Annotated in this window: 20 protein-coding genes; 11 read left to right on the forward strand and 9 right to left on the reverse strand. The window is 61.1% G+C overall.

What is annotated here, in order from left to right:
• Positions 1–52: 52 nt before the first annotated feature.
• Positions 53–2,428 carry a phosphoenolpyruvate synthase gene (gene ppsA, locus AYR47_RS29885; protein ID WP_028617515.1) on the reverse strand — a complete coding sequence of 792 codons (2,376 nt, stop codon included), beginning with the start codon at positions 2,426–2,428 and terminating at the stop codon, positions 53–55.
• A 178-nt stretch (positions 2,429–2,606) separates the two neighbouring features.
• Here ppsA and ppsR point away from each other — a divergent pair, with 178 nt between their 5' ends.
• Positions 2,607–3,425, forward strand: coding sequence for a posphoenolpyruvate synthetase regulatory kinase/phosphorylase PpsR (ppsR, locus tag AYR47_RS29890; RefSeq protein ID WP_003193298.1), 819 nt, complete (start codon positions 2,607–2,609; stop codon positions 3,423–3,425).
• A gap of 76 nt (positions 3,426–3,501) precedes the next feature.
• Here the strand turns inward: ppsR and AYR47_RS29895 are convergent, their stop codons facing one another.
• Positions 3,502–4,926: an aminotransferase-like domain-containing protein gene (locus AYR47_RS29895; RefSeq protein ID WP_033901208.1), complete on the reverse strand. Its 1,425-nt coding sequence runs from the start codon at positions 4,924–4,926 to the stop codon at positions 3,502–3,504.
• 160 nt (positions 4,927–5,086) lie between these two features.
• Between AYR47_RS29895 and AYR47_RS29900 the strand changes: the two genes are divergently transcribed.
• Genes AYR47_RS29900 through AYR47_RS29920 form a run of 5 tightly spaced genes read left to right on the forward strand, consistent with a single transcriptional unit; the run spans position 5,087 to position 10,575 of the window.
• Positions 5,087–5,980: a DMT family transporter gene (locus AYR47_RS29900; protein ID WP_162240124.1), complete on the forward strand. Its 894-nt coding sequence runs from the start codon at positions 5,087–5,089 to the stop codon at positions 5,978–5,980.
• Positions 5,981–6,021: 41 nt separating this feature from the next.
• On the forward strand, positions 6,022–7,884 hold the full coding sequence (moeB, locus tag AYR47_RS29905) for a molybdopterin-synthase adenylyltransferase MoeB (RefSeq protein WP_061449260.1): 1,863 nt from the start codon (positions 6,022–6,024) through the stop codon (positions 7,882–7,884).
• A 15-nt stretch (positions 7,885–7,899) separates the two neighbouring features.
• Entirely contained in the window at positions 7,900–8,814 is a 915-nt protein-coding gene (locus AYR47_RS29910; RefSeq protein WP_025999978.1) for a PLP-dependent cysteine synthase family protein, read from the forward strand.
• A 37-nt stretch (positions 8,815–8,851) separates the two neighbouring features.
• Positions 8,852–9,844 carry a serine O-acetyltransferase gene (locus AYR47_RS29915; RefSeq protein ID WP_033901211.1) on the forward strand — a complete coding sequence of 331 codons (993 nt, stop codon included), beginning with the start codon at positions 8,852–8,854 and terminating at the stop codon, positions 9,842–9,844.
• A 2-nt stretch (positions 9,845–9,846) separates the two neighbouring features.
• Positions 9,847–10,575 carry an alanyl-tRNA editing protein gene (locus AYR47_RS29920; RefSeq protein ID WP_038851169.1) on the forward strand — a complete coding sequence of 243 codons (729 nt, stop codon included), beginning with the start codon at positions 9,847–9,849 and terminating at the stop codon, positions 10,573–10,575.
• A 47-nt stretch (positions 10,576–10,622) separates the two neighbouring features.
• Here AYR47_RS29920 and prpD read toward each other — a convergent pair whose 3' ends face one another.
• The 6 genes from prpD to AYR47_RS29950 form a co-directional block, all read right to left on the reverse strand.
• Positions 10,623–12,107 (reverse strand): 2-methylcitrate dehydratase, encoded by a 1,485-nt coding sequence (gene prpD / locus AYR47_RS29925; protein ID WP_061449261.1) that lies wholly within the window; start codon positions 12,105–12,107, stop codon positions 10,623–10,625.
• Between the two features lie 75 nt (positions 12,108–12,182).
• The gene (prpF, locus tag AYR47_RS29930) at positions 12,183–13,373 is read right to left on the reverse strand and encodes a 2-methylaconitate cis-trans isomerase PrpF (protein ID WP_061449262.1); all 1,191 of its coding nucleotides are present in this window, start codon (positions 13,371–13,373) and stop codon (positions 12,183–12,185) included.
• A gap of 9 nt (positions 13,374–13,382) precedes the next feature.
• Complete coding sequence (gene acnD, locus AYR47_RS29935; protein WP_061449263.1) at positions 13,383–15,977, reverse strand: Fe/S-dependent 2-methylisocitrate dehydratase AcnD; 2,595 nt, start codon at positions 15,975–15,977, stop codon at positions 13,383–13,385.
• Between the two features lie 197 nt (positions 15,978–16,174).
• Positions 16,175–17,302, reverse strand: a complete 1,128-nt coding sequence (prpC, locus tag AYR47_RS29940) for a bifunctional 2-methylcitrate synthase/citrate synthase (RefSeq protein ID WP_061449264.1) — start codon at positions 17,300–17,302, stop codon at positions 16,175–16,177.
• Positions 17,303–17,342: 40 nt separating this feature from the next.
• Complete coding sequence (gene prpB, locus AYR47_RS29945) at positions 17,343–18,236, reverse strand: methylisocitrate lyase (protein ID WP_016979248.1); 894 nt, start codon at positions 18,234–18,236, stop codon at positions 17,343–17,345.
• The gene (locus AYR47_RS29950; protein WP_016979247.1) at positions 18,236–18,946 is read right to left on the reverse strand and encodes a GntR family transcriptional regulator; all 711 of its coding nucleotides are present in this window, start codon (positions 18,944–18,946) and stop codon (positions 18,236–18,238) included. Before AYR47_RS29950 ends, prpB begins: the two co-directional genes overlap by 1 nt.
• A gap of 272 nt (positions 18,947–19,218) precedes the next feature.
• On the opposite strand from AYR47_RS29950, the gene rloA reads away from it, so the two are divergent.
• The 4 genes from rloA to pabB all read left to right on the forward strand — a co-directional run bounded on the left by rloA (position 19,219) and on the right by pabB (position 23,728).
• The gene (rloA, locus tag AYR47_RS29955; protein ID WP_016979246.1) at positions 19,219–19,755 is read left to right on the forward strand and encodes a retropepsin-like aspartic peptidase RloA; all 537 of its coding nucleotides are present in this window, start codon (positions 19,219–19,221) and stop codon (positions 19,753–19,755) included.
• Positions 19,756–19,760: 5 nt separating this feature from the next.
• Positions 19,761–21,296 (forward strand): osmotic stress tolerance membrane protein RloB, encoded by a 1,536-nt coding sequence (gene rloB / locus AYR47_RS29960; protein WP_033901219.1) that lies wholly within the window; start codon positions 19,761–19,763, stop codon positions 21,294–21,296.
• Positions 21,296–22,282 (forward strand): alpha-L-glutamate ligase-like protein, encoded by a 987-nt coding sequence (locus tag AYR47_RS29965; RefSeq protein ID WP_033901220.1) that lies wholly within the window; start codon positions 21,296–21,298, stop codon positions 22,280–22,282. The genes rloB and AYR47_RS29965 overlap by 1 nt, the downstream gene beginning before the upstream one ends.
• A gap of 102 nt (positions 22,283–22,384) precedes the next feature.
• Positions 22,385–23,728, forward strand: a complete 1,344-nt coding sequence (gene pabB / locus AYR47_RS29970; RefSeq protein WP_061449265.1) for an aminodeoxychorismate synthase component I — start codon at positions 22,385–22,387, stop codon at positions 23,726–23,728.
• A 62-nt stretch (positions 23,729–23,790) separates the two neighbouring features.
• Here pabB and thrH read toward each other — a convergent pair whose 3' ends face one another.
• The gene (thrH, locus tag AYR47_RS29975; RefSeq protein ID WP_061449266.1) at positions 23,791–24,408 is read right to left on the reverse strand and encodes a bifunctional phosphoserine phosphatase/homoserine phosphotransferase ThrH; all 618 of its coding nucleotides are present in this window, start codon (positions 24,406–24,408) and stop codon (positions 23,791–23,793) included.
• A gap of 151 nt (positions 24,409–24,559) precedes the next feature.
• Between thrH and AYR47_RS29980 the strand changes: the two genes are divergently transcribed.
• Positions 24,560–25,294 (forward strand): phosphoadenylyl-sulfate reductase, encoded by a 735-nt coding sequence (locus tag AYR47_RS29980; RefSeq protein WP_003214958.1) that lies wholly within the window; start codon positions 24,560–24,562, stop codon positions 25,292–25,294.
• Positions 25,295–25,426 lie beyond the last annotated feature (132 nt).

The raw sequence follows: 25,426 nt of genomic DNA on the forward strand, positions 1-25,426 counted from the left end.
TAAGAATGCCGGTCACCCACCACGGGTGACCGGCACTTTTGACGTGACGATCTTAGGCGGACGCTTGGCCTTCCGCCAGGAAGAACCAGGTTTCCAGCACGGAATCGGGGTTCAGCGAGACGCTTTCGATGCCCTGTTCCATCAGCCACTTGGCAAGATCTGGGTGGTCGGAAGGGCCTTGGCCGCAGATACCGATGTACTTGCCGGCCTTGTTACAGGCCTGGATGGCGTTGGCCAGCAGCTTCTTGACCGCAGGATTCCGCTCGTCGAACAAGTGCGCGATGATCCCGGAGTCACGGTCCAGGCCCAGGGTCAGCTGGGTCAGGTCGTTGGAGCCGATGGAGAAACCGTCGAAGAACTCCAGGAATTCTTCGGCCAGGATGGCGTTGGACGGCAGTTCGCACATCATGATCACGCGCAGGCCGTTTTCACCACGGGACAGGCCGTTCTCAGCCAGCAAGTCCACCACCTGGCTCGCTTCGCCCAGGGTGCGCACGAACGGCACCATGATCTCGACGTTGGTCAGGCCCATCTCGTTACGCACGCGCTTGAGGGCGCGGCATTCGAGTTCGAAGCAGTCACGGAACGCTTCACTGATGTAGCGCGAGGCGCCACGGAAGCCCAGCATCGGGTTTTCTTCTTCCGGCTCGTAGAGCTTGCCGCCGATCAGGTTGGCGTATTCGTTGGACTTGAAGTCCGACAGGCGCACGATGACCTTTTTCGGGTAGAACGCCGCCGCCAGGGTACTGATGCCTTCCACCAGCTTCTCGACGTAGAAGCCCACGGGGTCGTTGTAGCCGGCGATGCGCTTGTCGACGCTTTCCTTGATGTCCAGCGGCAGGCCGTCGTAGTTCAGCAGGGCCTTGGGGTGCACGCCGATCATGCGATTGATTATGAACTCCAGGCGGGCCAGGCCGACACCGGCGTTCGGCAATTGCGCGAAGTCAAAAGCGCGGTCCGGGTTACCGACGTTCATCATGATCTTGAACGGCAGGTCTGGCATGGCGTCGATGGAGTTCTGCTTGATATCGAAGCCCAGCTCGCCTTCAAAGATGAAACCGGTGTCGCCTTCGGCGCAGGAAACAGTCACGCCTTGGCCGTCTTTCAACAGCTGGGTCGCGTTGCCGCAACCCACGACCGCAGGAATCCCCAGTTCACGGGCGATGATCGCCGCGTGGCAGGTACGCCCGCCACGGTTGGTGACGATGGCGCTGGCGCGCTTCATCACCGGTTCCCAGTCCGGGTCGGTCATGTCGGAGACCAGTACATCGCCTGGCTGGACTTTGTCCATCTCGGACACGTCCTTGATGATCCGCACCTTGCCGGCGCCGATGCGCTGACCGATGGCACGGCCTTCCACCAGCACGGTGCCGGTCTCTTTGAGCAGGTAGCGCTCCATGACATTGGCCGACGTGCGGCTTTTCACGGTTTCCGGACGGGCCTGCACGATGTAGAGCTTGCCGTCGTCACCGTCCTTGGCCCACTCGATGTCCATCGGGCACTTGTAGTGCTTTTCGATGATCATCGCTTGCTTGGCCAGTTCGCTGACTTCAGCGTCGGTCAGGCAGAAACGCGCGCGTTCGGCCTTGTCGACTTCAACGGTTTTCACCGAGCGACCGGCCTTGGCCTCGTCGCCATAGATCATTTTGATAGCCTTGCTGCCCAGGTTGCGGCGCAGAATGGCCGGGCGGCCGGCTTCAAGAGTGTGCTTGTGTACGTAGAATTCGTCAGGGTTGACCGCGCCTTGTACGACGGTTTCGCCCAGGCCGTAGGCGCCGGTGATAAACACCACGTCACGGAAGCCCGATTCGGTATCGAGGGTGAACATCACGCCGGCGGTGCCGGTTTCCGAACGCACCATGCGCTGCACACCGGCAGACAGGGCCACCAGCTTGTGGTCGAAACCTTGGTGCACGCGGTAGGAAATGGCGCGGTCGTTGAACAGCGAGGCGAACACTTCCTTGGCCGCGCGGATCACGTTTTCCACGCCGCGGATGTTCAGGAAGGTTTCTTGCTGGCCGGCGAAAGAGGCGTCCGGCAAGTCTTCGGCGGTGGCTGAAGAGCGCACGGCAACGGCGACGTCCGGGTTACCGGCCGACAGCGCGGCAAAGGCGGTGCGGATTTCTTCGTTGAGCTTCTCGGGGAACTCGGCTTCCATGATCCATTGGCGGATCTGGGCACCGGTCTTGGCCAGGGCATTGACGTCGTCGACGTCCAGGGCGTCCAGCGCGGCGTGGATCTGAGCGTTGAGGCCGCTCAGTTCGAGGAAATCGCGGTAAGCCTGGGCCGTGGTGGCGAAACCACCGGGCACCGAGACACCAGCGCCTGCAAGATTACTGATCATCTCGCCGAGGGATGCGTTCTTGCCCCCCACGTGCTCTACATCATGGACGCCGAGCTTATCGAGGGAAACTACGTACTCTACCAAGGTGATCTCTCCACTAACTGTGTTGGAAAAGCTCAGGACGCCGGCTGCTCAGTAGGAGCAATCGCCAGCGCTTGTGGCCTGGACCTGGAAAATAAGTGAGAATGCGGCCCACTGCGGGACGGCAAAATCGCGCCTATCATATCCAAGATTCGCCATCAGCTTAAGGCCCAGGGCTCAAATGAAACGATCTGCTTTCTTTATCTCCGACGGCACCGGCATCACAGCCGAAACATTGGGTCAAAGCCTGCTCGCGCAGTTCGAAAACATTACCTTCGCCAAATTCACGCGGCCATACATCGACAGCGTGGATAAAGCGCGGGCCATGGTACAACAAATCAATCTGGCGGCCGAAAAAGACGGTTTTCGTCCGATCATTTTCGACACCATCGTCAATCAAGACATTCGTGAGATTCTCGCAACGTCGAATGGTTTCATGATCGACATTTTCTCGACGTTCCTGGCGCCGCTGGAACAAGAGCTGAGTGAACATTCGTCGTACTCGGTAGGAAAGTCCCATTCCATTGGGCACAACTCCAACTATATGGAGCGTATCGAGGCGGTGAACTTCGCCCTCGACAACGATGACGGCGCCCGCACCCACTACTACGACAAAGCCGACCTGATCCTGGTGGGCGTATCCCGCTGCGGCAAAACGCCCACCTGTCTGTACATGGCCATGCAATTCGGCATCCGCGCGGCCAACTACCCGCTGACCGAGGACGACATGGAGCACCTGACGCTGCCAGCCGCCCTGCGCGCGCATTCGCACAAGCTGTTCGGGCTGACCATCGATCCGGACCGGCTGACGGCGATCCGTAATGAACGCAAGCCCAACAGCCGGTATTCCAGCTATGCGCAGTGCGAGTTCGAAGTGCGCGAAGTAGAAAATCTGTTCCGTCGCGAGAATATTGCGCACATCAATTCCACGCATTTTTCGGTGGAAGAGATTTCGGCGAAGATTCTGGTGGAGAAAGGCGTGGAGCGGCGCTTCAAGTAATATTTTCTGCCTGGCACTTTTGTGGTGAGCGAGCTTGCCTCGCGCGGGCAAGCCCGCTCACCACAAAGATCAAGGCCTACAGCTGGAAGCGCCCTCCCCCCTGCCCCAGCGCCGTCGCCAACGCATCAAACCCCGCCCGCAACAACTGATCATCCCCCGACGTATTGCAGATACTCGCCCGAATAAACTGTGGCACCGCCGTTTGCCCAACGGCGAATGCCTCGGCGGTGGCGATCAGGTAATTATTCTGCTTGAGCTCCGCCTCGATTTCCGACGCCCGCCAGGGCTCCGGCACTTCGATCCAGAAATGCGGGCTATTGAGATGGGTGCGATATTCCAGACCGGCCAGCAGGTCGCGGACCAAGGCCTTACGCCGGCTGATCTCGTTGATCTGTTGGCGCAACAGGTACTCCGCCGTGCCGTTTTCGATCCATTGGGTAGCCAGTTCCAGGGTGACGGGCGTGGCCATCCAACACGTTGAACGCAGGGCGGCCGAAATCCGGCTGACCAACGCCGGTGGCGCGTGCACATAGCCCACACGCAGCCCGGCCGACACGGCTTTGCTCAGGCTGCTGATCAAAATCGTACGCTCGGGGGCGAAATGGCTGAGCGGCGGCGGCCGATCTTCAACCAGTACGCCGTGGGCTTCGTCCTCAAGAATCAGCAGGTTGTGCTCACGGCAGACTTTGACCAAGGCTTCGCGGCGCGCCACCGAAAGCACCGCCGTGGTCGGGTTCTGGATTGTCGGCGTGCAGTACAGCGCTGAAACCCGGTGATTTCGACAGACTTCGTCCAGCGCGCTCGGCAGCACACCTTCTTCGTCCATCTCCAGGCCGATCAACCGGATACCCAGCATCCGCGCAGCGGTAATCAGGCCCGGATACGTCAGTTGCTCGGTGACCACCGTATCGCCGGCCCGTAACAGCGCCATCATCGAACACAGCAGGCCGTGCTGGCCGCCATTGACGCAGATGACCTGCTCGGGAATCGGGTGAAAGTCACGCTGCACCAGCCATTGCGCGCCCGCTTCACGGTAGCGCGGCAGGCCGGCGTCGGGGGTGTAGGCGCTGATGTCCTGGAGGAATTTGGCGTTGGTCGACAGGGTCTGGAAGCTCTGGGCCAGGAACACGGTTTCCTGACCGGGGATGTGCATATTGCGGCTCATGTCGAAGTACTGGCGCGGCTCTTCGCTGAAGTTGCGAAAGCCTTCATCACGCTGGCGCTCCATCCCACGCTTGCGCACGAACGTGCCGTCACCAACCCGCGCCACTACCAACCCCAGGCGTTCCAGCTCACCGTAGGCCCGGCTGATGGTACCGATGGTCACGCCCAGATTGTCGGAAAGCACCCGATGGGGCGGCAGTTTTCGTCCTGGTTCAATCAAGCCTTCGAGGATGCCCCGCTCCATGACATCGGACAGGCGCTTGTACTTCACGCCCTGACCGTTGGACAACCCCTCACGCATAATTGACACCATGTCAATATTTGTTTTGACAGCCATCTTTCGCCCTAATAGTGTGCTTTTACGGGTTCAATCGCCGAATTTTACAACTCATTACAAGCTCAATATAGAGTTCAATTCCGGCTCAGGGAAGCAATAAACGATGCCAATGTCCGCCGTTCTCGAAAACACCGCCAAAACCAAAACCCAAAAACAGTGGTTGGCCGGGCTGATCACCAGCGTGATGTTCCTGATCGTGTGCCTGAGTTGGGGCACCACGTGGCTGGGGATCAAGATTGCCGTGGAGAGCGTGCCGCCACTGACGTCCGCGGGCCTGCGTTTCCTGATCGCCTTCCCGCTGTTCCTGTGTTTTGCCATGGTGCGCCGCGAGCCGATCCTGTTTCCCCGTGAGAGCCGCTGGTTCTTCGTGTTCGTGACCCTGTCCTACTTCAGCGTGCCCTACTACCTGCTCAACTACGGCGAGATGCATGTCTCGTCCGGCCTGACCGCATTGCTGTTCAGCTGCATGCCGGTGTTCATCCTGATTTTCTCCGCGCTGTTCCTGCGTGAGCGCATCTACTTTTCCCAGGTGGTTGGCATCGGCATCGGTTTCGGCAGCCTCTACATGATCATCAAGAGCCAGGGCCTGCACCTGGACCACGCTGAGTTCTTCGGCGTGCTGGCGATCCTCACCGCCGCGGTCATGCATGCCTTGTGCTATGTCATCACCAAGCAGAAAGGCAGCGCCATCAGCGTGATCACCTACAACACGCTGCCCATCGGGATTGCCGGGCTGATGTTGTTCGTCGCCGGGCTGTGGTTTGAAACGCCGACTTTCGAGGCCATCACCCTGCGCTCCTGGGGCGCGCTGTTCTACCTGGGCCTGGTGGCTTCGGTGGGCGGATTCATCGTGTACTTCATGCTGCTCAAGCGCTTGAGCCCGATCATCCTGTCGTTCGTGTTCATCATCTTCCCGGTGTTCGCGGTGATCATCGGCGCCTGGTACGAAGGCGTGTCGATTTCCCGCGACCTGATGCTGTACTCGGCCATCCTGCTGGCCGGCTTTGCGATCACCAAACTGCCCGTTGAAAAACTCCTGGCCAAGAAAAATTGACCCTTGCCCTGCCCCATCAACTTCAGCCACGCGAGAGAAACATGGACGTCCTCCGCCCCAAGGCCCTGGAACAGATCTACGCCCACGCCAGCCGCAGCTACCCAGAGGAATGTTGTGGTTTTGTCTTCGCCGACGGCAGCGTGTACCTGGGCAGCAATATCCAGAATGAACTGCACCACAAGAACCCCGAGATGTACCCGCGCAGCGCGGCCAACGGCTACACGTTCTCGGTGCCCGACACCCTGCTGCTGAACAAGGCGTTTCGCAGCGACAACCCGGTGGTGGTGATCTACCACTCTCACCCCGACGTGGGTGCCTATTTCAGCGATGAAGACCAGGACAAGGCGCTGTTCATGGGCGAGCCGATCTACCCCGTCAGCTACCTGGTGGTCGACGTTCGCCAGGGCCAGGCCCTGGGCTCCAAGCTGTTTGCCTGGGATGGCAAGCATTTCGCCCTTCAACCCTTCAACGACCTGCACACGGAGTTGTCCATGAACGCTGTCTCTTTCCCCGACATTCTGGTTCGCGTGGCCAAGCTGCCGGAATCGACCCTCGAGGGCACCGGATCGACATTGCGCGAAGTCATTGAAAACCTCTGCAGCAGCCACCCACAGTTGCGTCCGCATCTGTTTCACGAGAAGAACAACCAGCTCAAGGAACACTTCCTGTTTACCGCCGAGGAAGAGCTGGTTGGCGCGGATGACCCACTGCCCGAGAAAGCCAGAATCGAGGTGCTGCTGGCCACGTCCGGTGGCATGGACGTCGACGCGCTGAGCAACGAAGAAGTACAACGCTACGTGCGCCACATCACCCTGCCGGGCGTAGGTCGCGAAGGTCAGTTGAACCTCAAGAAAGCCAAGGTGCTGATCATCGGCACGGGTGGCCTGGGCTCGCCGATCAGCCTGTATCTGGCGGCTGCCGGGGTCGGCACCCTGGGGCTGGTGGACTTCGATGTGGTCGAAAGCAGCAACCTGCAACGCCAGATCGTCCACGGCAACAGTACGTTGGGCATGCCCAAAGTCGAATCTGCCAAGCAGCGCCTGCAAGACCTCAACCGCCATATCCAGATCAACGCCCACGACACAGCGCTGAATGCCGACAACGCCCTGGAACTGGTGGGCGCCTACGACTTGGTGATCGACGGCACCGACAATTTCGACACTCGCTACCGAGTCAACGACGCTTGCGTGCAACTGGGCAAGCCGTTGGTGTACGGCGCGATCTACCGCTTCGACGGGCAGATCAGCGTGCTCAACTACAAAGGCGGGCCGTGCTACCGCTGCCTGTTCCCCAGCGCGCCGCCCGCAGAACTGGCGCCCAATTGCAGCGCCGGTGGCGTGATCGGCGTGCTGCCCGGTGTGGTCGGGATGATCCAGGCCACCGAGGCGATCAAACTATTGATCGGCATTGGTGAACCGTTATCCGGCCGTCTGATGCGCTTCGACGCGTTGGCGATGAAGTTCAGCGAAATCCGCTTCAAGCGCCGCGCCGACTGCCCGTGCTGCTCCGAAGCGCGGCACAGTGAAACCCTGGCCCCCGCAGTTTGCGCGGATGCCGTGCCCAACCAGCCCTCGCTGGCCGAAGAGCGCTACATCAAGCCGCAAGTACTCAAGCAAGTACTCGAACACCCCAGCAGCGCAGACGTGTTGCTGGATGTGCGCGACGCCAGCGAACTGGAAGTGTGCAAATTGCCGGGGGTGGTGCATATCCCCCTGGCTGAACTGGACGGCCACCTCGACCGCCTCAGCCGGGACAACACCCACTACCTGATCTGCTACGCCGGCACCCGCGCGGAGCAAGCAGCCAGTACCTTGCTGGCCGCCGGTTTCGCCAACACCAAAGTCCTGCAGGGTGGCATGAAGCATTGGGTTCGCGACGTCGAACCCGACATGCCGTTGTATTGAGCGGGGGGCTGAATGATGTTGCATAACTCCATCCTCGACGTGATCGGCCAAACGCCGATCGTGCGCCTGGCGCAGTTTTCCGAAGACCTCGGTATCGAGGTCTACGCCAAGCTCGAATCCCTCAACCCCGGCGGCAGCCACAAGGCGCGTATCGCCCTGGGCATGATCCTCGACGCCGAGCGCCGGGGCGTGCTGATCCGTGATTCCGGACAAACCATCATCGAACCCAGCGGCGGCAACACCGGCATCGGCCTGGTGATGGCCGGCAATGTGCTGGGCTACAAAGTGGTGCTGGTGATCCCCGACAACTACAGCCCCGAAAAACAGAAGCTGCTGCGTTTATATGGGGCCAAGGTGGTGCTGTCGGACAGCCGCCTGGGCAACAATTCCCACGGCGAAAAGTGCATGGAACTGCAGTTGGAAAACCCCAGCTACGTGATGCTCAACCAGCAGCGCAACGGCGCCAACCCGCAGACTCATCGCGACACCACCGCACCAGAAATCCTGCGAGCCTTCGGTGAGCTGCGCGCCGACTACTTTGTCAGCGGCATCGGCACCGGAGGGCATATCACCGGCATCGGTGAAACCCTCAAAGCCGCTTGGCCGCAGCTGCGCGTCATGGGCGTGGAACCGGAAGAATGCGACCTGCTGAAAAACCAGCACGCACCGCATCACATCCAGGGCCTGTCGATCGGCCTGATCCCGAGCATTCTCAACCTGGACGTGATCGACGGCATGCTCAAGGTCTCGCGCCAGGACTGCATCGACATGATGAAACGCATCATGCGCACCGACGCTATCAGCCTGGGCCTGTCGTCCGCCGCCAACATGGTGGCCATCGCCAAGCTCGCCCCCGAACTACCGCCCGAAACGGTGGTGCTGACCATGGTCTACGACAATGCCGACAGCTACCTGCCCAGTTTCGAATAAACGGGTTTCCAGCCAACCAGAATACGGGGGTGCCTCCATGGGCGGTTTTATCGACATGCAACAGTTGCACGATGAGTTGCTCACCCACCTCATCAAGACCCTCACGCCCGCCCAGCTGAAACAGCTGGAACCGCACCTGGCCACGCTGATCCAGAATGCGGCGCAGGCGGTGGCCGAGGACCTGATCGCCTACGCTTACCGTGATCCGGCCTCACGTGGGCGCGGCGAGTTGATCCTGGAATCCTACGCTTCGTTCAAGGCGGTGCTGTATTACCGCCTGGCGCACCTTGTATGGCATTTCCCGGACCAGACCAACGGCGTGTTCTCGCGCATTGCCCTCAAGCTGAGCAACCAGGGCAAGGTGCTTTCCGGTGCAGAGATTCACCCCGCCGCACGCATCGGCCGACGCTTCGTGCTGGACCACGGCTACGGCACGGTGATCGGCGAAACCTGCGAAATCGGCAACGACTGCTACATCCTCTGCGGCGTGACCTTGGGCGCCCGTGGCATCGCCAACAACCCCGATGGCAAGCGCCATCCACGCCTGGGCAATAACGTCGAGGTCGGGTCCGGGGCCCGCGTGCTGGGCTATGTGCTGATTGGCGATAACGTGTTTATCAGCCCGTCCTGCGTCATCACCCAGGACGTTCCCGCCGGCACCAAGGTCAAGGTGGTGAACCAGATCCAGCTGCAAAAAAACGATGAATCGGACCACAGCAACTACCTCGGCGCCTTTGCCCTGGATGAGCGATTGCACGTGGTGGGCGAGATCAACGCCAGCCATAAAGTGACCGTGCTGGACGCCGATTTCCATCCCTTGCCAGGGCTGATGCTGGAGCCCACGGTCAAGGAGCGCCACCACCTGCAATTTCGCTTGCATCGCGTCGAGTCGGGCAGCCATTTGCCACGCTTGCCGCTTAACCTGAAAGTCTGCGGCCCGGAATTTGAAATCACCCTGCTCTCGCCCCCTGGCTTGAGTGCAATGGTGCGTTCCCTGCTGCAAGCCAGCCCACTGATCGTCGGAGGTTGAACATGTCCGTGCACACCATGGAAACCCTGGCGCTGTTCGACAGCGCGCCCTACCAGAACGCCTTCAGCGCCCGGGTGATTGCCGTCAGCGAACACGGCATCGCCCTGGAGCACACCTTGTTCTACCCCACGGGCGGCGGACAGCCCGGCGACACGGGGCACCTCACACTCGCGGACGGTACGCGGGTCGACGTGACCGGCACGGTGCGCGACCCGGTGCTGCGCTCGATCATCTGGCATCAGGTGGAACACTGCCCCGCGCAGCTGACGGCTGGGGTACAGGTGGATGCAGGCCTCGACTGGGAGCGGCGCTACCAGCACATGAAAATGCACACCTGCCTGCACCTGCTGTGTTCGATCATCGATGCGCCGGTCACCGGATGCAGCATCAGTGCGGACAAGGGCCGGCTGGATTTCGACCTGCCCGAAATGACCCTCGACAAAGACAGCATCACCCGCGACCTCAATGCGCTGATCGAACAGGCTCACCCGGTGAAAACCCTGTCGATGCCGGCTACGGAGTATGCAACGTTGTTGCAGATCACCCGCACACAGGCCGTGGCGCCACCCGTGATTCAAGGCTCGGTCAGGGTGATTGAAATCGCCGGGATCGATATCCAGCCGTGTGGGGGCACCCATGTGATCAACACCGAAGAAATCGGCCGGGTGTTTTGCGAGAAGATCGAGAAGAAGAGCAAGCATAACCGCAGGGTGATCCTGCGATTTGAGTGAAGGCGATCCAATGTGGGAGCCAGCTCCCACATTGACCGCGTCGTCTGCTAGATCACGAACAGGTCCACAAACCGGTTGACCGGTATTGCCTCAAGCCGTGCCTGATCCTTGCACAGCGCAAAAATCTCAGCACTGCGCTGCCCGGTAAACCGTGTGGCCAGGTTGGCCTTGAACTTGTCTTCCAGCAACGGAATGCCCTCCACACGGCGCCGGCGATGGCCAATCGGGTACTCCACCGCCACCTGCTCGGTGCTGCTGCCATCCTTGAAGAACACCTGCACCGCATTGGCGATGGAGCGTTTGTCGGCCTCCAGGTATTCGCGGCTGTAGCGTGGGTCTTCGACGATGACCATTTTGTCGCGCAACTGATCGATGATCGGGTGGGCGGCGTGGAATTCATCTTCGTACTGCTCGGCCACCAGATTGCCGAATGCCAACGGCACGGCGGTCATGTATTGCAGGCAATGGTCGCGATCGGCAGCGTTGGCCAATTGGCCGACTTTGGAAATGATGCGGATCGCGGATTCATGGGTAGTGATCACGATGCGCTCGATTTCCTGCAGGCGATCTTTCACCCAGGGGTGCAAGGTCACCGCTGCTTCACAGGCCGTTTGCGCATGGAACTCGGCCGGGAAGCTGATCTTGAACAGCACGTTTTCCATCACATAGGTGCCGTAGGGCTGGGACAGGCTGAACGCGCGCTTGTCCTCCGGCTTGAGCGCCAGGTCCTTGTTGGTGTGGCTGAACAGCACATCGTAGAAACCCCACTGCGGCGCACTCAAGACACCCGGAATGCCCATCTCGCCACGCAAGGCGATGTCCGCCAGGCGCACGCCCCGACTCGATGCATCCCCCGCCGCCCAGGATTTGCGCGAACCGGCATTCGGTGCATGCCGGTAAGTGCGCAACGCCTGCCCATCGACAAACGCATGGGACAGCGCCGCCAGCAACTGCTCACGGTTGGCACCCATTAGCTTGGCGGTGACCGCCGTGGAGGCGACTTTGACCAGCAGCACATGGTCGAGCCCTACCCGATTGAAGGAGTTTTCCAGGGCAATCACGCCCTGGATTTCGTGGGCCATGATCATCGCTTCCAACACCGCGCGCACGGTCAACGGCGCATCGCCATTGGCCACGCGTTTCTGCGACAGGTGATCGGCCACGGCGAGGATGCCGCCGAGATTGTCCGAAGGGTGGCCCCATTCGGCGGCGAGCCAGGTGTCGTTGTAGTCCAGCCAACGCACGATGCAACCGATGTCCCACGCGGCCTTGACCGGATCCAAACGAAACGACGTGCCCGGCACCCGCGCGCCAAACGGCACCACCGTGCCCTCGACAATCGGCCCCAGGTGCTTGGTGCACTCCGGAAAGCGCAGGGCCAGCAGGCCACAGCCCAAGGTGTCCATCAGGCAGTTGCGGGCGGTGTCCAACGCATCCCGGGAGTCGATCCGGTAGTTGAGGACATAATCAGCAATGTCCTGCAGGACCTGATCGTAGTCCGGGCGGTTGTTCTGGTCGACGTTGGCGCTCATGGCAGTACTCCAAAAAGGGGTTGGGGTCAGTCCTCGGGCTCACGGTTGTCGGGGGCAGATCTTGACTGTCTGCCTTTAAAAGGAATCACCTGGCACGCGCACGAAACCCTCCATCAGCACCCGTGCACTGCGGCTCATGATGGCTTTTTTCACCACCCATTCGCCGTCGACCTGGCTGGCTTCAGCGCCGACGCGCAAGGTGCCGGACGGATGACCGAACCGCACCGCATTGCGCTCCACGCCACCCGCCGCCAGGTTGACCAAGGTCCCGGAAATCGCCGCCGCCGTGCCAATCGCCACCGCGGCGGTGCCCATCATCGCGTGGTGCAACTTGCCCATGGACAGTGCGCGCACCAGCAGGTCCACATCACCGGCCTTGATCGCCTTGCCACTCGACGCTACGTAGTCCGCAGGTTTGGCCACGAACGCCACCTTCGGCGTGTGCTGGCGCTGGGCGGCTTCGTCCAGGTGCTTGATCAGGCCCATGCGCAACGCGCCATAGGCCCGTACGGTTTCAAACATGGCCAGGGCTTTCGGATCGCTGTTGATCGCGCCTTGCAGCTCGGTGCCGGTGTAGCCGAGGTCTTCGGCGTTGATGAAGATCGTCGGGATGCCGGCGTTGATCAGTGTGGCCTTGAAGGTGCCAACGCCGGGCACTTCCAGGTCGTCGACCAGATTGCCGGTGGGGAACATCGATCCACCGCCGCCCTCTTCTTCCGCCGCCGGGTCCATGAACTCCAACTGCACTTCGGCGGCCGGGAAGGTCACGCCGTCCAGTTCAAAATCACCGGTTTCCTGCACCGCACCGTCGGTGATGGGCACGTGGGCGATGATGGTCTTGCCGATATTGGCCTGCCACACGCGCACCACGGCCACGCCGTTGTGCGGGACGCGGGCCGGGTCGATCAGGCCGGCGCTGATGGCAAAGGAACCGACCGCCGCCGACAGGTTGCCGCAGTTGCCACTCCAATCCACGAACGGCTTGTCGATGGAAACCTGGCCAAACAGGTAGTCCACGTCATGCTCGGCGCGGGTACTTTTGGCCAGGATCACCGTCTTGCTCGTGCTGGAGGTGGCGCCACCCATGCCATCGATTTGTTTGTCGTAGGGATCGGGACTGCCGATCACCCGCAACAGCAAGGCATCGCGTGCGGCGCCCGGCACCTGCGCCGACTGGGGCAGGTCCTTGAGGCTGAAAAAAACGCCCTTGCTGGTGCCGCCACGCATGTAGGTGGCGGGGATCTTGATTTGCGCTACGTGTGCCATGGTGTCCTCTCAGGCCGTCGCCGCCGATTCCAGGAAGTCCTGGGCGAAACGTTGCAACACGCCGCCCGCCTCGTAGATCGACACTTCTTCGGCGGTGTCCAGGCGGCAGGTCACCGGCACTTCGACACGTTCGCCATTCTTGCGGTTGATCACCAGCGTCAATTGCGCACGCGGGGTGCGTGCACCGACCACGTCATAGGTTTCGCTGCCGTCGATCTTCAGGGTGTTGCGGTCGGTGCCCGGCAGGAACTCCAGGGGCAACACGCCCATGCCCACCAGGTTGGTGCGGTGGATGCGCTCGAACCCTTCGGCGGCAATCGCCTCCACCCCGGCCAGGCGCACGCCCTTGGCGGCCCAGTCGCGGGACGAGCCCTGGCCGTAGTCGGCGCCAGCAATAATGATCAGCGGCTGCTTGCGTTCCATGTAGGTCTCGATGGCTTCCCACATCCGGGTGACCTGGCCTTCCGGCTCGATGCGCGCCAGGGAACCCTGCTTGACCTTGCCGTTTTCAACCACCATTTCGTTGAACAGTTTCGGGTTGGCAAAGGTCGCGCGCTGCGCCGTCAAGTGGTCGCCACGGTGAGTCGCGTAGGAGTTGAAGTCCACCTCCGGCAGACCCATTTTCGCCAGGTATTCGCCAGCGGCGCTGTCGAGCATGATCGCGTTGGACGGTGACAGATGGTCGGTGGTGATGTTGTCCGGCAGCACCGCCAGCGGGCGCATGCCCTTGAGCGGCCGCGCCCCGGCCAGCGCGCCTTCCCAGTACGGCGGACGGCGGATATAGGTGCTTTGGGGGCGCCAGTCATACAGCGGTGCGACTTTCGGGCCGGTGTCTTCGTGGATGGCGAACATCGGGATATACACCGCGCGGAACTGCTCCGGCTTGACCGAGGCCTTGACCACCGCGTCGATCTCTTCGTCGCTCGGCCAGATGTCCTGCAGGCGGATTTCCTTGCCGTTGGCGTCCAGGCCGAGCACGTCTTTTTCGATGTCGAAACGGATGGTGCCGGCAATCGCGTAGGCCACTACCAGCGGCGGCGACGCCAGAAACGCTTGCTTGGCGTACGGGTGGATACGCCCGTCGAAGTTGCGGTTGCCCGACAGCACGGCGGTGGCGTACAGGTCGCGGTCGATGATTTCCTGCTGGATCACCGGGTCGAGCGCCCCGGACATGCCGTTGCAAGTGGTGCAGGCAAATGCCACCACGCCAAAGCCGAGTTTTTCCAACTCATGGCCCAGGCCCGCTTCCTCCAGGTACATGGCCACGGTTTTCGAGCCGGGCGCCAGGGAGGATTTGACCCAAGGTTTACGCGTCAGCCCCAGTTGGTTGGCATTGCGTGCGAGCAGGCCTGCGGCAATCACGTTGCGTGGGTTACTGGTGTTGGTGCAACTGGTGATGGCCGCGATGATCACCGCGCCGTCGGGCATTTGCCCCGGCACTTCGTCCCACTGGCCGGAGATGCCCTTGGACGCCAGGTCGCTGGTGGCAACGCGGGCATGCGGGTTGCTCGGCCCGGCCATGTTGCGCACGACGCTGGACAGGTCGAAGGTGAGGCCGCGCTCGTATCGCGCGCCTTTGAGGTCATCTGCCCACAGGCCGGTGTGGCGGGCATATTGCTCAACCAGGGTGACTTGTTCGTCTTCACGGCCAGTGAGTTTCAGGTAAGCGATAGTTTGCTGGTCGATATAGAACATCGCCGCGGTGGCGCCGTATTCCGGGGCCATGTTGGAGATGGTCGCGCGGTCGCCGAGGGTCAGTGCCGAAGCGCCTTCGCCGAAGAACTCCAGCCAGGCGCCGACCACTTTCTGTTTACGCAGGAACTCAGTCAGCGCCAGCACCATGTCGGTGGCAGTAATACCTGGCAGCAGCTTGCCGGTGAGTTCCACGCCGACGCTTTCCGGCAGGCGCATCCAGGAGGCGCGGCCGAGCATTACGCTCTCGGCTTCCAGGCCGCCGACGCCAATGGCGATCACGCCCAGGGCGTCCACGTGCGGCGTGTGGCTGTCGGTGCCGACACAGGTGTCCGGGAACGCCACGCCGTCGCGCACCTGGATCACCGGGGACATTTTCTCCAGGTTGATCTGGTGCATGATGCCGTTGCCCGGCGGGATCACATCGACGTTCTTGAAAGCCTTTTTGGTCCACTCGATAAAGTGGAAACGGTCTTCATTGCGACGGTCTTCGATGGCGCGATTTTTCTCGAACGCGTCCGGGTCGAAACCGCCGGCTTCGACGGCCAGGGAGTGGTCGACGATCAGTTGGGTCGGCACCACCGGGTTCACCTGGGCCGGGTCGCCGCCTTGCTGGGCGATGGCATCACGCAGGCCGGCGAGGTCGACCAGGGCGGTCTGGCCGAGAATGTCATGGCACACCACACGCGCCGGGAACCACGGGAAATCGAGGTCGCGCTTGCGTTCGATCAGTTGGCTCAGGGACGCGTTGAGGGTGGCCGGGTCGCAGCGACGCACCAGGTTTTCCGCGAGCACGCGGGAGGTGTAAGGCAAGGTGGCGTAGGCGCCGGGGGTGATTGCTTCAACTGCCGCGCGGGCGTCGAAGTAATCCAGGCGGCTGCCGGGGAGCGGTTTGCGAAATTCAGTGTTCATCGTCAGGACTCGGTCACGGTGGTTGCAAAAGGAGCCCACGGATCCTGGGAGAGAATGCGATCAAAAGGTGGGAGCGGGCTTGCTCGCGAAGGCGGTTTAACCGTCGTCAGGTGTGTTGAATGACACACCGCTTTCGCGAGCAAGCCCGCTCCCACATTTCTGATCCGGTTTCACCCCGGGATCAGCGGTTTCTCCATTCAGCGACGTTCGATTGGCACGAACTTGCGCTGTTCTACGCCGGTGTATTCGGCGCTTGGACGGATGATGCGGTTGTTGGCGCGCTGCTCAAATACATGCGCGGCCCAGCCAGTCAGGCGCGAGCACACGAAGATCGGCGTGAACAGCTTGGTCGGGATGCCCATGAAGTGGTACGCCGAGGCATGGTAGAAGTCGGCGTTGGGGAACAGTTTCTTCTGCTCCCACATGGTCTTGTCGATGGCTTCGGAGACCGGGAACAGCACCGTGTCGCCTACTTCGTCAGCGAGTTTTTTCGACCAGCCCTTGATCACTTCATTACGCGGGTCGCTGTCTTTGTAGATCGCGTGGCCGAAGCCCATGATCTTGTCTTTGCGCGCCAGCATGCCGAGGGTGCCTTCGACCGCTTCTTCAGCGGACGAGAAGCGCTCGATCATCTCCATCGCTGCTTCGTTGGCACCGCCATGCAACGGGCCGCGCAGCGAACCGATGGCGGCGGTGACGCAGGAATACAGGTCGGACAGGGTCGAAGCACACACCCGCGCCGTGAAGGTCGAGGCGTTGAATTCGTGTTCCGCGTAGAGGATCAACGAAACGTTCATGACCTTGACGTGCAACTCGCTCGGCTTCTTGCCATGCAGCAAATGCAGGAAGTGGCCGCCAATGGAGGGTTCATCGGTCACGCAATCAATGCGCTTGCCGTCGTGGCTGAAGCGATACCAGTAGCACATGATCGCCGGGAAGGCGGCCAGCAGGCGGTCGGTGACGTCGCGCTGCACGCTGAAGTCTTGCTCGGGCTCGATATTGCCCAGGAACGAGCAACCGGTGCGCATTACGTCCATCGGGTGGGCGTCGGCGGGGATGCGTTCCAGCACTTCCTTCAGCGCTTGGGGCAGGTCGCGCAGCTTGCTCAGCTTGGCGCTGTAGGCGACCAGTTCGGCCTTGGTCGGCAATTCGCCGTACAGCAGCAGGTAGGCGACTTCTTCAAACTGCGCATCGGCGGCCAGTTCGCGCACGTCATAGCCGCGATAGGTCAGGCCGGCGCCTGCTTGGCCCACGGTGGACAATGCGGTCTGCCCGGCCACCTGGCCACGCAGGCCGGCACCACTCAGTACTTTTGCTTCAGCCATGTCGGTTCTCCAATCTTGAATTTATTAGGGAGGCTGTTCTTTACTTCTTGGCTGCGAACAGCGCGTCGAGCTTCTGCTCGAAGGTGTGGTAGTCGATGCGATCGTAGAGCTCCATGCGGGTTTGCATGGTGTCGATCACGTTCTGTTGGGTCCCGTCGCGACGGATCGCGGTGTAGACGTTTTCGGCGGCCTTGTTCATGGCGCGGAAGGCCGAGAGCGGGTACAGCACGATGGAAACATCGGCCGATTTCAATTGTTCGGTGGTGTACAGCGGCGTAGCGCCGAACTCGGTGATGTTGGCCAGGATCGGGGCCTTCACACGGGAGGCGAACAGCTTGTACATCTCAAGTTCGGTGATGGCTTCCGGGAACACCATGTCGGCGCCGGCTTCGATGCAGGCGGCGGCGCGTTCCAGGGCGGACTCCAGACCTTCCACCGCCAGGGCATCGGTGCGCGCCATGATCACGAAGCTGTCATCGGTGCGCGCATCCACGGCGGCCTTGATGCGGTCGACCATTTCCTGCTGGGACACGATTTCCTTGTTCGGACGGTGACCGCAGCGCTTGGCGCCGACCTGGTCTTCGATATGGATCGCCGCCGCGCCGAACTTGATCATCGACTTGACGGTACGTGCCACGTTGAACGCCGAGGAGCCGAAACCGGTGTCCACGTCTACGAGAAGCGGCAGGTCGCAGACGTCGGTGATGCGGCGCACGTCAGTCAGCACGTCATCCAGGCCAGTAATCCCCAGGTCCGGCACGCCGAGGGAACCGGCAGCCACACCGCCGCCCGACAGGTAGATCGCCTTGAAACCGGCGCGCTTGGCCAGCAGCGCATGGTTGGCATTGATCGCACCGACCACCTGCAAAGGCTGCTCGCTGGCGACCGCGTCACGGAAACGCTGGCCGGGAGTCGTCTTATTATTGGAACTCATCATTCACCTCGTGATTGGGCAGTGCCGTCGGGGAAGTGACGGGCAATGTTGCGTTTGGATGCGCCGATATGCCGGCGCATCAACAGTTCGGCCAGTTCACCGTCGCGATCGGCAATCGCGTCAAGGATGCGGTGGTGCTCGGCAAAGGCCTGGCGTGGACGATTGGGGGTGGCGGAGAACTGGATGCGGTACATGCGCACCAATTGGTACAACTCGCCGCAGAGCATTTGGGTCAGGGTGCGGTTGCCGGCGCCTTGAATGATCCGGTAATGAAAATCGAAGTCGCCCTCCTGCTGGTAATAACCGAGGCCAGCCTGGAAGGCTTCGTCGCGTTCATGGGTGTGCAGCACCTGGCGCAGCTCTTCGATTTCCGCGTCGGTCATGCGCTCGGCGGCCAGGCGACAGGCCATGCCTTCGAGGGATTCGCGAATTTCATAAAGTTCGATCAGCTCGGCATGGCTCAACGAAACCACGCGCGCGCCGACATGCGGCACGCGCACCAGCAGGCGCTGGCCTTCCAGGCGGTGGATCGCCTCGCGCAGCGGGCCACGGCTGATGCCATAGGTGCGCGCCAGTTCCGGCTCGGAGATCTTGCTGCCGGGGGCGATCTCGCCCTTGACGATGGCGGCCTGGATACGCCGGAAGACGTTCTCGGACATGGTCTGGGAATCGTCTTGCGCCACCACTGGGGATTCCAGCTGATCCAGCATATTGTCGACACCTTTAAAAGCAATGCCGCAAAAACTAGCCAATCAGCCCTGGATAGTCAAAGAATAAATACACATTGTCGACAATCGTCTAATAACCAGGGTTGCACCCTATCAGGGCATGGCCGCCTGCCAGCGCTGGCGCCAAAAAAGCATCATGTTAGAATGCCCGGCACTTTTGCCTGACATCGCGAGATGAAACGGCGCACGAGGGAGCTTGCGCAGTAATGCCAGTCGCCTTGAATTGAACATCGCACTGCACCGCCTCGGGATTTATGAGACTCAAGCCCTTCCTTCTATTGATTTGCCTGTTATCCGCACCGGGCCTTGGCGTCGCCGCCGAGAAGACCGTGTACGGCCTCAACGAATACGCCCAATTGGCCGGGATCGACCTGGAAGTCGCCGCCAAACTGGACACCGGTGCCAAGACCGCCTCCCTCAGTGCCCGTGATATCAAGCGCTTCAAGCGCAACGGCGAATCCTGGGTGCGCTTCTACCTGGCCATCGACACCGCCCATTCCCATCCCATCGAGCGCCCCCTGGCCCGCGTCAGCAAGATCAAGCGCCGTGCCGGTGACTACGACCCCGATGAGGACAAGAACTACACCGCCCGTCCGGTGATTGCCCTGGATATCTGCATGGGCACCGCTTTACGCAGCATCGAAGTGAACTTGACTGACCGTAGCGCATTCCAATACCCGCTGCTGATCGGCTCCGAGGCGCTGAAACGCTTTGATGCGCTGGTCGACCCCAGTCTTAAATACGCAGCAGGCAAACCCGCCTGCGCCGCCGACGCTCATACCGCCGAGTAAACCGAATGCGCTCTCTGACCCTGCACCTGAAAATCCTGATCGCCATCCTGGTGGTGCTGGGTATTTCGGTCACCGCCTACCAGATCTTCGTGCTGGGGATCCCCGTCACCGAGGACGCCACCGACGACTTGTGGAACATCGACGCCAAGGTCGAGTTCGTCGCCAACCCGAAAGACCCGGTGAAGATCCAGATGTTCGTGCCGCCCTTGAGCCGCGACTTCGTCAGCCTTAACGAGAGCTTTATTTCTAACAACTACGGCGTGAGCGTCAACCGCACCGATGGCAACCGCAAGGTGACCTGGTCGGCACGCCGTGCCAAGGGTAACCAGACCCTGTATTACCGCCTGGTCCTCACCAAGCGTTACAGCGGGGAAAAGGTCAAGGTCAAGGGCCCGACCTTCCGCGACAGCATTGCCGTGGAAGGCCCGGAGAAAATCGCCGCCGAAGCGCTGTTAGCGCCGATCCGCCAGCACTCGGCCGACGTCGAGACCTTTATCAGCGAAGCCATCAAGCGCACTAACAACCTCAATGACGACAATGTGAAGCTGCTGCTGGCGGGCGATCCGTCCACGCCGCACAAGGCCAAGATCGTCGAATTGCTGCTGTCCATCGCCCATGTGCCGGTGGAGAAGGTCCACACCATCCGCCTGGTGGCCGACCAGCCGCAAACCCCGGAACTGTGGCTGCGCAGTTTCAACGGCAATGATTGGTTGTACTTCAACCCTGAAACCGGCGAACAAGGTTTGCCCACCGACCGCCTGCTGTGGTGGACCGGTGATGAAAACCTGATCACCGTCGATGGCGGCAAGAAGGCCATGGTGACCTTCAGCCTGAACAACAGCGAAATGAACGCGATTCGCCTGGCCAAGCTGACGGACGAGAACACCGACGCCAACTTCCTCGAATACTCGCTGTACGGCCTGCCGCTGCAAACCCAGCAGACGTTCATGATCATGGTGATGATCCCGATTGGCGTACTGGTGATCCTGATCCTGCGCAACCTGATCGGCCTGCAGACCCTGGGCACGTTCACGCCGGTGCTGATCGCCCTGGCATTCCGCGAGACGCAACTGGGCTTCGGGATTGTGCTGTTCACGATCATCACGGCGCTGGGGCTGTCCCTCAGGTCGTACCTGGAACACTTGAAATTGCAGATGCTGCCGAGGCTGTCGGTGGTGCTGACCTTCGTGGTGGTGCTGATCGCGGCGATCAGCCTGTTCAGCCATAAGCTGGGGCTGGAGCGTGGGTTGTCGGTGGCGCTGTTCCCGATGGTGATCTTGACCATGACCATCGAACGCCTGTCGATCACTTGGGAAGAGCGCGGCGCCAACCATGCGCTGAAAGTGGCGATTGGTACGCTGTTCGCCGCATCGCTGGCCCACATCATCATGAGCGTGCCGGAGCTGATCTACTTCGTGTTCACCTTCCCGGCGATCCTGCTGATCCTGGTGGGCTTCATGCTGGCCATGGGTCGTTATCGCGGCTACCGCCTGACCGAGCTGGTGCGTTTCAAGGCTTTCCTCAAGAAGGCTGACCAGTAATGTTCGGCTTCTGGAAGACCTGGAAAGCCCTGGAAGCGCGGGGGATCATGGGCATCAACCGGCGTAATGCCGACTACGTGCTCAAGTACAACAAGCGCAGCCTGTACCCGATCGTGGATGACAAGATCATCACCAAAGAGCGCGCCCTGGCCGCCGGTATTCATGTGCCGGAGATGTACGGGGTGATTTCCACCGAGAAGGAAATCGACAAGCTCGACGACATCATCGGCGGGCGCAGCGACTTCGTGATCAAACCGGCCCAGGGCGCCGGCGGCGACGGCATCCTGGTGGTGGCGGACCGCTTTGAAGGGCGCTATCGCACGGTGTCCGGCAAGATCATCAGCCATGAAGAGATCGAGCATCAGATTTCCAGCATCCTCACCGGCCTGTATTCCCTGGGCGGCCACCGCGACCGTGCGTTGATCGAATACCGCGTGGTGCCTGACCAGATCTTCAAGAGCATCAGCTATGAAGGCGTGCCGGACATTCGCATCATCGTGTTGATGGGCTATCCGGTCATGGCCATGCTGCGCTTGCCGACGCGCCAATCGGGCGGCAAGGCCAACCTGCACCAGGGCGCCATCGGCGTGGGCGTGGACCTGGCGACCGGCCTGACCCTGCGTGGCACCTGGCTGAACAACATCATCACCAAGCACCCTGACACCACCAACGCGGTGGACGGCGTGCAACTGCCCAACTGGGATGGCTTCATGAAGCTAGCGGCCGGTTGCTATGAGCTGTGCGGACTGGGTTACATCGGCGTGGACATGGTGCTGGACCAGGAGAAAGGCCCGCTGATTCTTGAGTTGAATGCGCGGCCGGGGCTGAATATCCAGATTGCCAACGACTGCGGCCTGACCCTGCGTACGCATGCGGTGGAAGCGCGACTGGAAGCACTGAAAGCCGCTGGCGTGACGGAAACGCCGGAGGAGCGGGTGAAGTTTGTGCAGGAAATGTTTGGGCATATTCCGCCGGTCGAAGGTTAGAAAACAGCTTCAAGTTGCAAGCTTAAAGCTGCAAGAATGCGCACCTGTGTTTTTAACTTGCAGCTAAAAGCTTGAAGCTCGCCGCTGCCGTCAAGGCCCCTCATGTCGACCTGCTCTGTATACCCACTGCCTTACCAGGCCAACCCCGCTGCGTATTTTGCGGCGATCCGCCATGCGCCTGGCGCGGTGCTGCTGGACAGCGGACGACCGGCAGCCGAGCGCGGGCGTTATGACCTGTTAAGCGCCTGGCCACAAGCGACATTGACGGTATCGCCCGACGAAAGCGGTGTTGATTTCCTGCAACGCTTGCGGGCAAATCTTACGCAGTTGGGCAAGGCGGATCTGCCTGCTGGCTATAAGCTGCCGTTTGCGGGTGGACTGATTGGTTACCTGAGCTATGACTTTGGTCGCCATCTTGAGCACATGCCGCACCTTGCCGCAGACGATTTGCACCTGCCAGACGCGCGGTTCGGGTTATATGCCTGGGCATTGATCAGTGACCATCAGGCGCAGACCAGCCAACTTGTATTTCATCCGGCCCTGGCCGAGAGCGAACAGCGGCGCTTGATCACTCTGTTCGGCCAGCCAGTCGCCCACCACGCGGCGACCTTCAAGCTTGACGGCCCCATGGCTGCGGACCTCACCGCCGAGGCCTATCGCCAGGCCATCGTGCGCATCCAGGACTACATCCAGGCCGGCGACTGCTACCAGGTCAACTTTGCCCAGCGCTTCCGCGCGTCGTGTGCGGGCGATCCCTGGGTTGCCTACTGCGCCCTGCGCGAAGCCTGCCCGACGCCATTCTCCGGGTTCCAGAGCCTGCCGGACGACGGCGCGGTGCTGAGCCTGTCGCCCGAGCGCTTCGTGCATATCAGCGAGCGCCGCGTCGAAACCCGGCCGATCAAAGGCACCCGCCCCCGCGGCCTGACACCCGAAGAAGACGCCGCCAACGCCGCCGAACTGCTGGCCAGTCCCAAGGACCGCGCCGAGAACCTGATGATCGTCGACCTGCTGCGCAACGACCTTGGCCGCACTTGCCGCACCGGCTCGGTGAGCGTGCCGGAGCTGTTCAGCCTGGAAAGCTACCCCAACGTGCACCACCTGGTGAGCAGCGTCATCGGCGAACTGGCCGATGGCAAAGACGCCCTCGACCTGATCGCCGGCAGCTTCCCAGGTGGTTCCATCACTGGCGCACCGAAGATCCGCGCGATGCAGATCATCGACGAACTGGAGCCGACGCGACGCGGGTTGTACTGCGGGTCGCTGGTGTATTTGGACGTGCGGGGCGAGATGGACAGCTCCATCGCCATTCGCAGTTTGCTGGTCAAGGATGGGCAGGTGTGCTGCTGGGGCGGCGGCGGAATTGTGGCGGATTCGCAGTGGGAGGCGGAGTATCAGGAGTCGCTGACCAAGGTGCGGGTGTTGTTGGAGACACTCGAAGGACTGTAATTGAGAGATCTACTGTGGCGAGCGGGCTCGCCACAGAAGGCATGGCCCCACACCAGTGTAATTTAGAGGCTCAACGCCCGATTCGACGCCTTGATGAACTCTTTCTTCAAGTCCTCAAAGGTATGCACCGCCGGGAACTGCGGGAACTCGCGGATCACGTTCTCCGGCGCATGGAACAGAATCCCACGGTCGGCTTCACCCAACATGGTGGTGTCGTTGTAGGAATCGCCGGCGGCGATCACCCGGTAGTAAAGGGTCTTGAAGGCCAATACCGACTGGCGCTTCGGGTCTTTCTGGCGCAGTTGGTAACTGACCACGCGATCGGTTTCGTCGGTGATCAGGCGGTGGCACAGCAAGGTCGGGAAACCCAGTTGGCGCATCAGCGGCTGGGAGAATTCATAGAAGGTGTCGGACAGGATCATCACCTGGAAGCGCTCGCGCAGCCAGTTGACGAATTCGACGGCGCCGTCCAGCGGCTTGAGGGTCGCGATGACTGCCTGGATGTCAGCGAGCTTGAGCCCGTGTTCGTCGAGGATACGTAGGCGCTGCTTCATCAGCACGTCGTAGTCGGGAATGTCCCGGGTGGTGGCCCGCAGGGATTCAATACCGGTTTTTTCGGCGAAGGCGATCCAGATTTCCGGAACCAGCACCCCTTCCAGGTCGAGACAGGCAATTTCCACAAGACACTCCCATTTGATGTTGTTAGTTGAGCGAGCAAAAGGACTGCCGAACTCTAGCGATTCAAGCTCGCCGCCGCAACGCAGAGCGGATTTTGATACCATCGCTCCCCTATAGAGCGCTCAGCGCCACTGACCTGTAGGAACCGTCCTGATGAACCAAGCCTTCGACGTCGCTGAACTCGCCGCGACTTACGCCAACAAATCTGCCCAGGATATTCTCAAACTGGCGTTCAGCCAGTTCGGTGATGACCTGTGGATTTCCTTCAGCGGCGCCGAGGACGTGGTGCTGGTGGACATGGCCTGGAAGCTGAACAAGAACGTCAAGGTGTTCAGCCTCGACACCGGCCGCCTGCACCCGGAGACCTACCGGTTCATCGAGCAGGTGCGCGAGTTCTACAAGATCGACATCGAGCTGATCTCGCCAGACCAGAGCAAGCTGGAACCCTTCGTCAAAGAAAAAGGCCTGTTCAGCTTCTACAAGGACGGCCATGGCGAATGCTGTGGTGTACGCAAGATCGAGCCGCTGCGCCGCAAGCTCTCCGGCGTCAGCGCCTGGGCCACCGGCCAGCGCCGTGACCAGAGCCCCGGCACCCGCAGCCAGGTGGCGGCGCTGGAAATCGACACAGCCTTTTCCACCCCGGAACGCACCCTGTACAAGTTCAACCCGCTGGCGCAGATGACCAGTGAGGAAGTCTGGGGTTACATCCGTATGCTGGAGTTGCCGTACAACAGCCTGCATGAGCGCGGCTTTATCAGCATCGGCTGCGAGCCCTGCACCCGCCCGGTGCTGCCGAACCAGCACGAACGCGAAGGCCGCTGGTGGTGGGAAGAAGCCACGCAGAAGGAATGCGGGCTGCATGCGGGGAATATCATCAGCAAGGCGTGACCCTCGACCTGTACACAAGAATGTCACCATTAGTGCCATTCTTGTGTGCACTTATAAAATTACGCACCGAAAAGTTACATTCTTCCCCGCCTCACTCCCCTCGTTGTTTTGCACACTCTTCACCCAACAAAA

The organism is Pseudomonas azotoformans (assembly GCF_001579805.1).
Lineage (GTDB): Bacteria > Pseudomonadota > Gammaproteobacteria > Pseudomonadales > Pseudomonadaceae > Aquipseudomonas > Aquipseudomonas azotoformans_A.

Bases quoted from the DNA above. Each gene is read 5' to 3' on its own strand.
- ppsR (WP_003193298.1), top strand. From the start codon at position 2,607: ATGAAACGATCTGCTTTCTTTATCTCCGACGGCACCGGCATCACAGCC.
- AYR47_RS29895 (WP_033901208.1), bottom strand. From the start codon at position 4,926: ATGGCTGTCAAAACAAATATTGACATGGTGTCAATTATGCGTGAGGGG.
- moeB (WP_061449260.1), top strand. From the start codon at position 6,022: ATGGACGTCCTCCGCCCCAAGGCCCTGGAACAGATCTACGCCCACGCC.
- AYR47_RS29910 (WP_025999978.1), top strand. From the start codon at position 7,900: ATGTTGCATAACTCCATCCTCGACGTGATCGGCCAAACGCCGATCGTG.
- AYR47_RS29915 (WP_033901211.1), top strand. From the start codon at position 8,852: ATGGGCGGTTTTATCGACATGCAACAGTTGCACGATGAGTTGCTCACC.
- AYR47_RS29920 (WP_038851169.1), top strand. From the start codon at position 9,847: ATGTCCGTGCACACCATGGAAACCCTGGCGCTGTTCGACAGCGCGCCC.
- prpD (WP_061449261.1), bottom strand. From the start codon at position 12,107: ATGAGCGCCAACGTCGACCAGAACAACCGCCCGGACTACGATCAGGTC.
- prpF (WP_061449262.1), bottom strand. From the start codon at position 13,373: ATGGCACACGTAGCGCAAATCAAGATCCCCGCCACCTACATGCGTGGC.
- acnD (WP_061449263.1), bottom strand. From the start codon at position 15,977: ATGAACACTGAATTTCGCAAACCGCTCCCCGGCAGCCGCCTGGATTAC.
- prpC (WP_061449264.1), bottom strand. From the start codon at position 17,302: ATGGCTGAAGCAAAAGTACTGAGTGGTGCCGGCCTGCGTGGCCAGGTG.
- prpB (WP_016979248.1), bottom strand. From the start codon at position 18,236: ATGAGTTCCAATAATAAGACGACTCCCGGCCAGCGTTTCCGTGACGCG.
- AYR47_RS29950 (WP_016979247.1), bottom strand. From the start codon at position 18,946: ATGCTGGATCAGCTGGAATCCCCAGTGGTGGCGCAAGACGATTCCCAG.
- rloA (WP_016979246.1), top strand. From the start codon at position 19,219: ATGAGACTCAAGCCCTTCCTTCTATTGATTTGCCTGTTATCCGCACCG.
- rloB (WP_033901219.1), top strand. From the start codon at position 19,761: ATGCGCTCTCTGACCCTGCACCTGAAAATCCTGATCGCCATCCTGGTG.
- AYR47_RS29965 (WP_033901220.1), top strand. From the start codon at position 21,296: ATGTTCGGCTTCTGGAAGACCTGGAAAGCCCTGGAAGCGCGGGGGATC.
- pabB (WP_061449265.1), top strand. From the start codon at position 22,385: ATGTCGACCTGCTCTGTATACCCACTGCCTTACCAGGCCAACCCCGCT.
- AYR47_RS29980 (WP_003214958.1), top strand. From the start codon at position 24,560: ATGAACCAAGCCTTCGACGTCGCTGAACTCGCCGCGACTTACGCCAAC.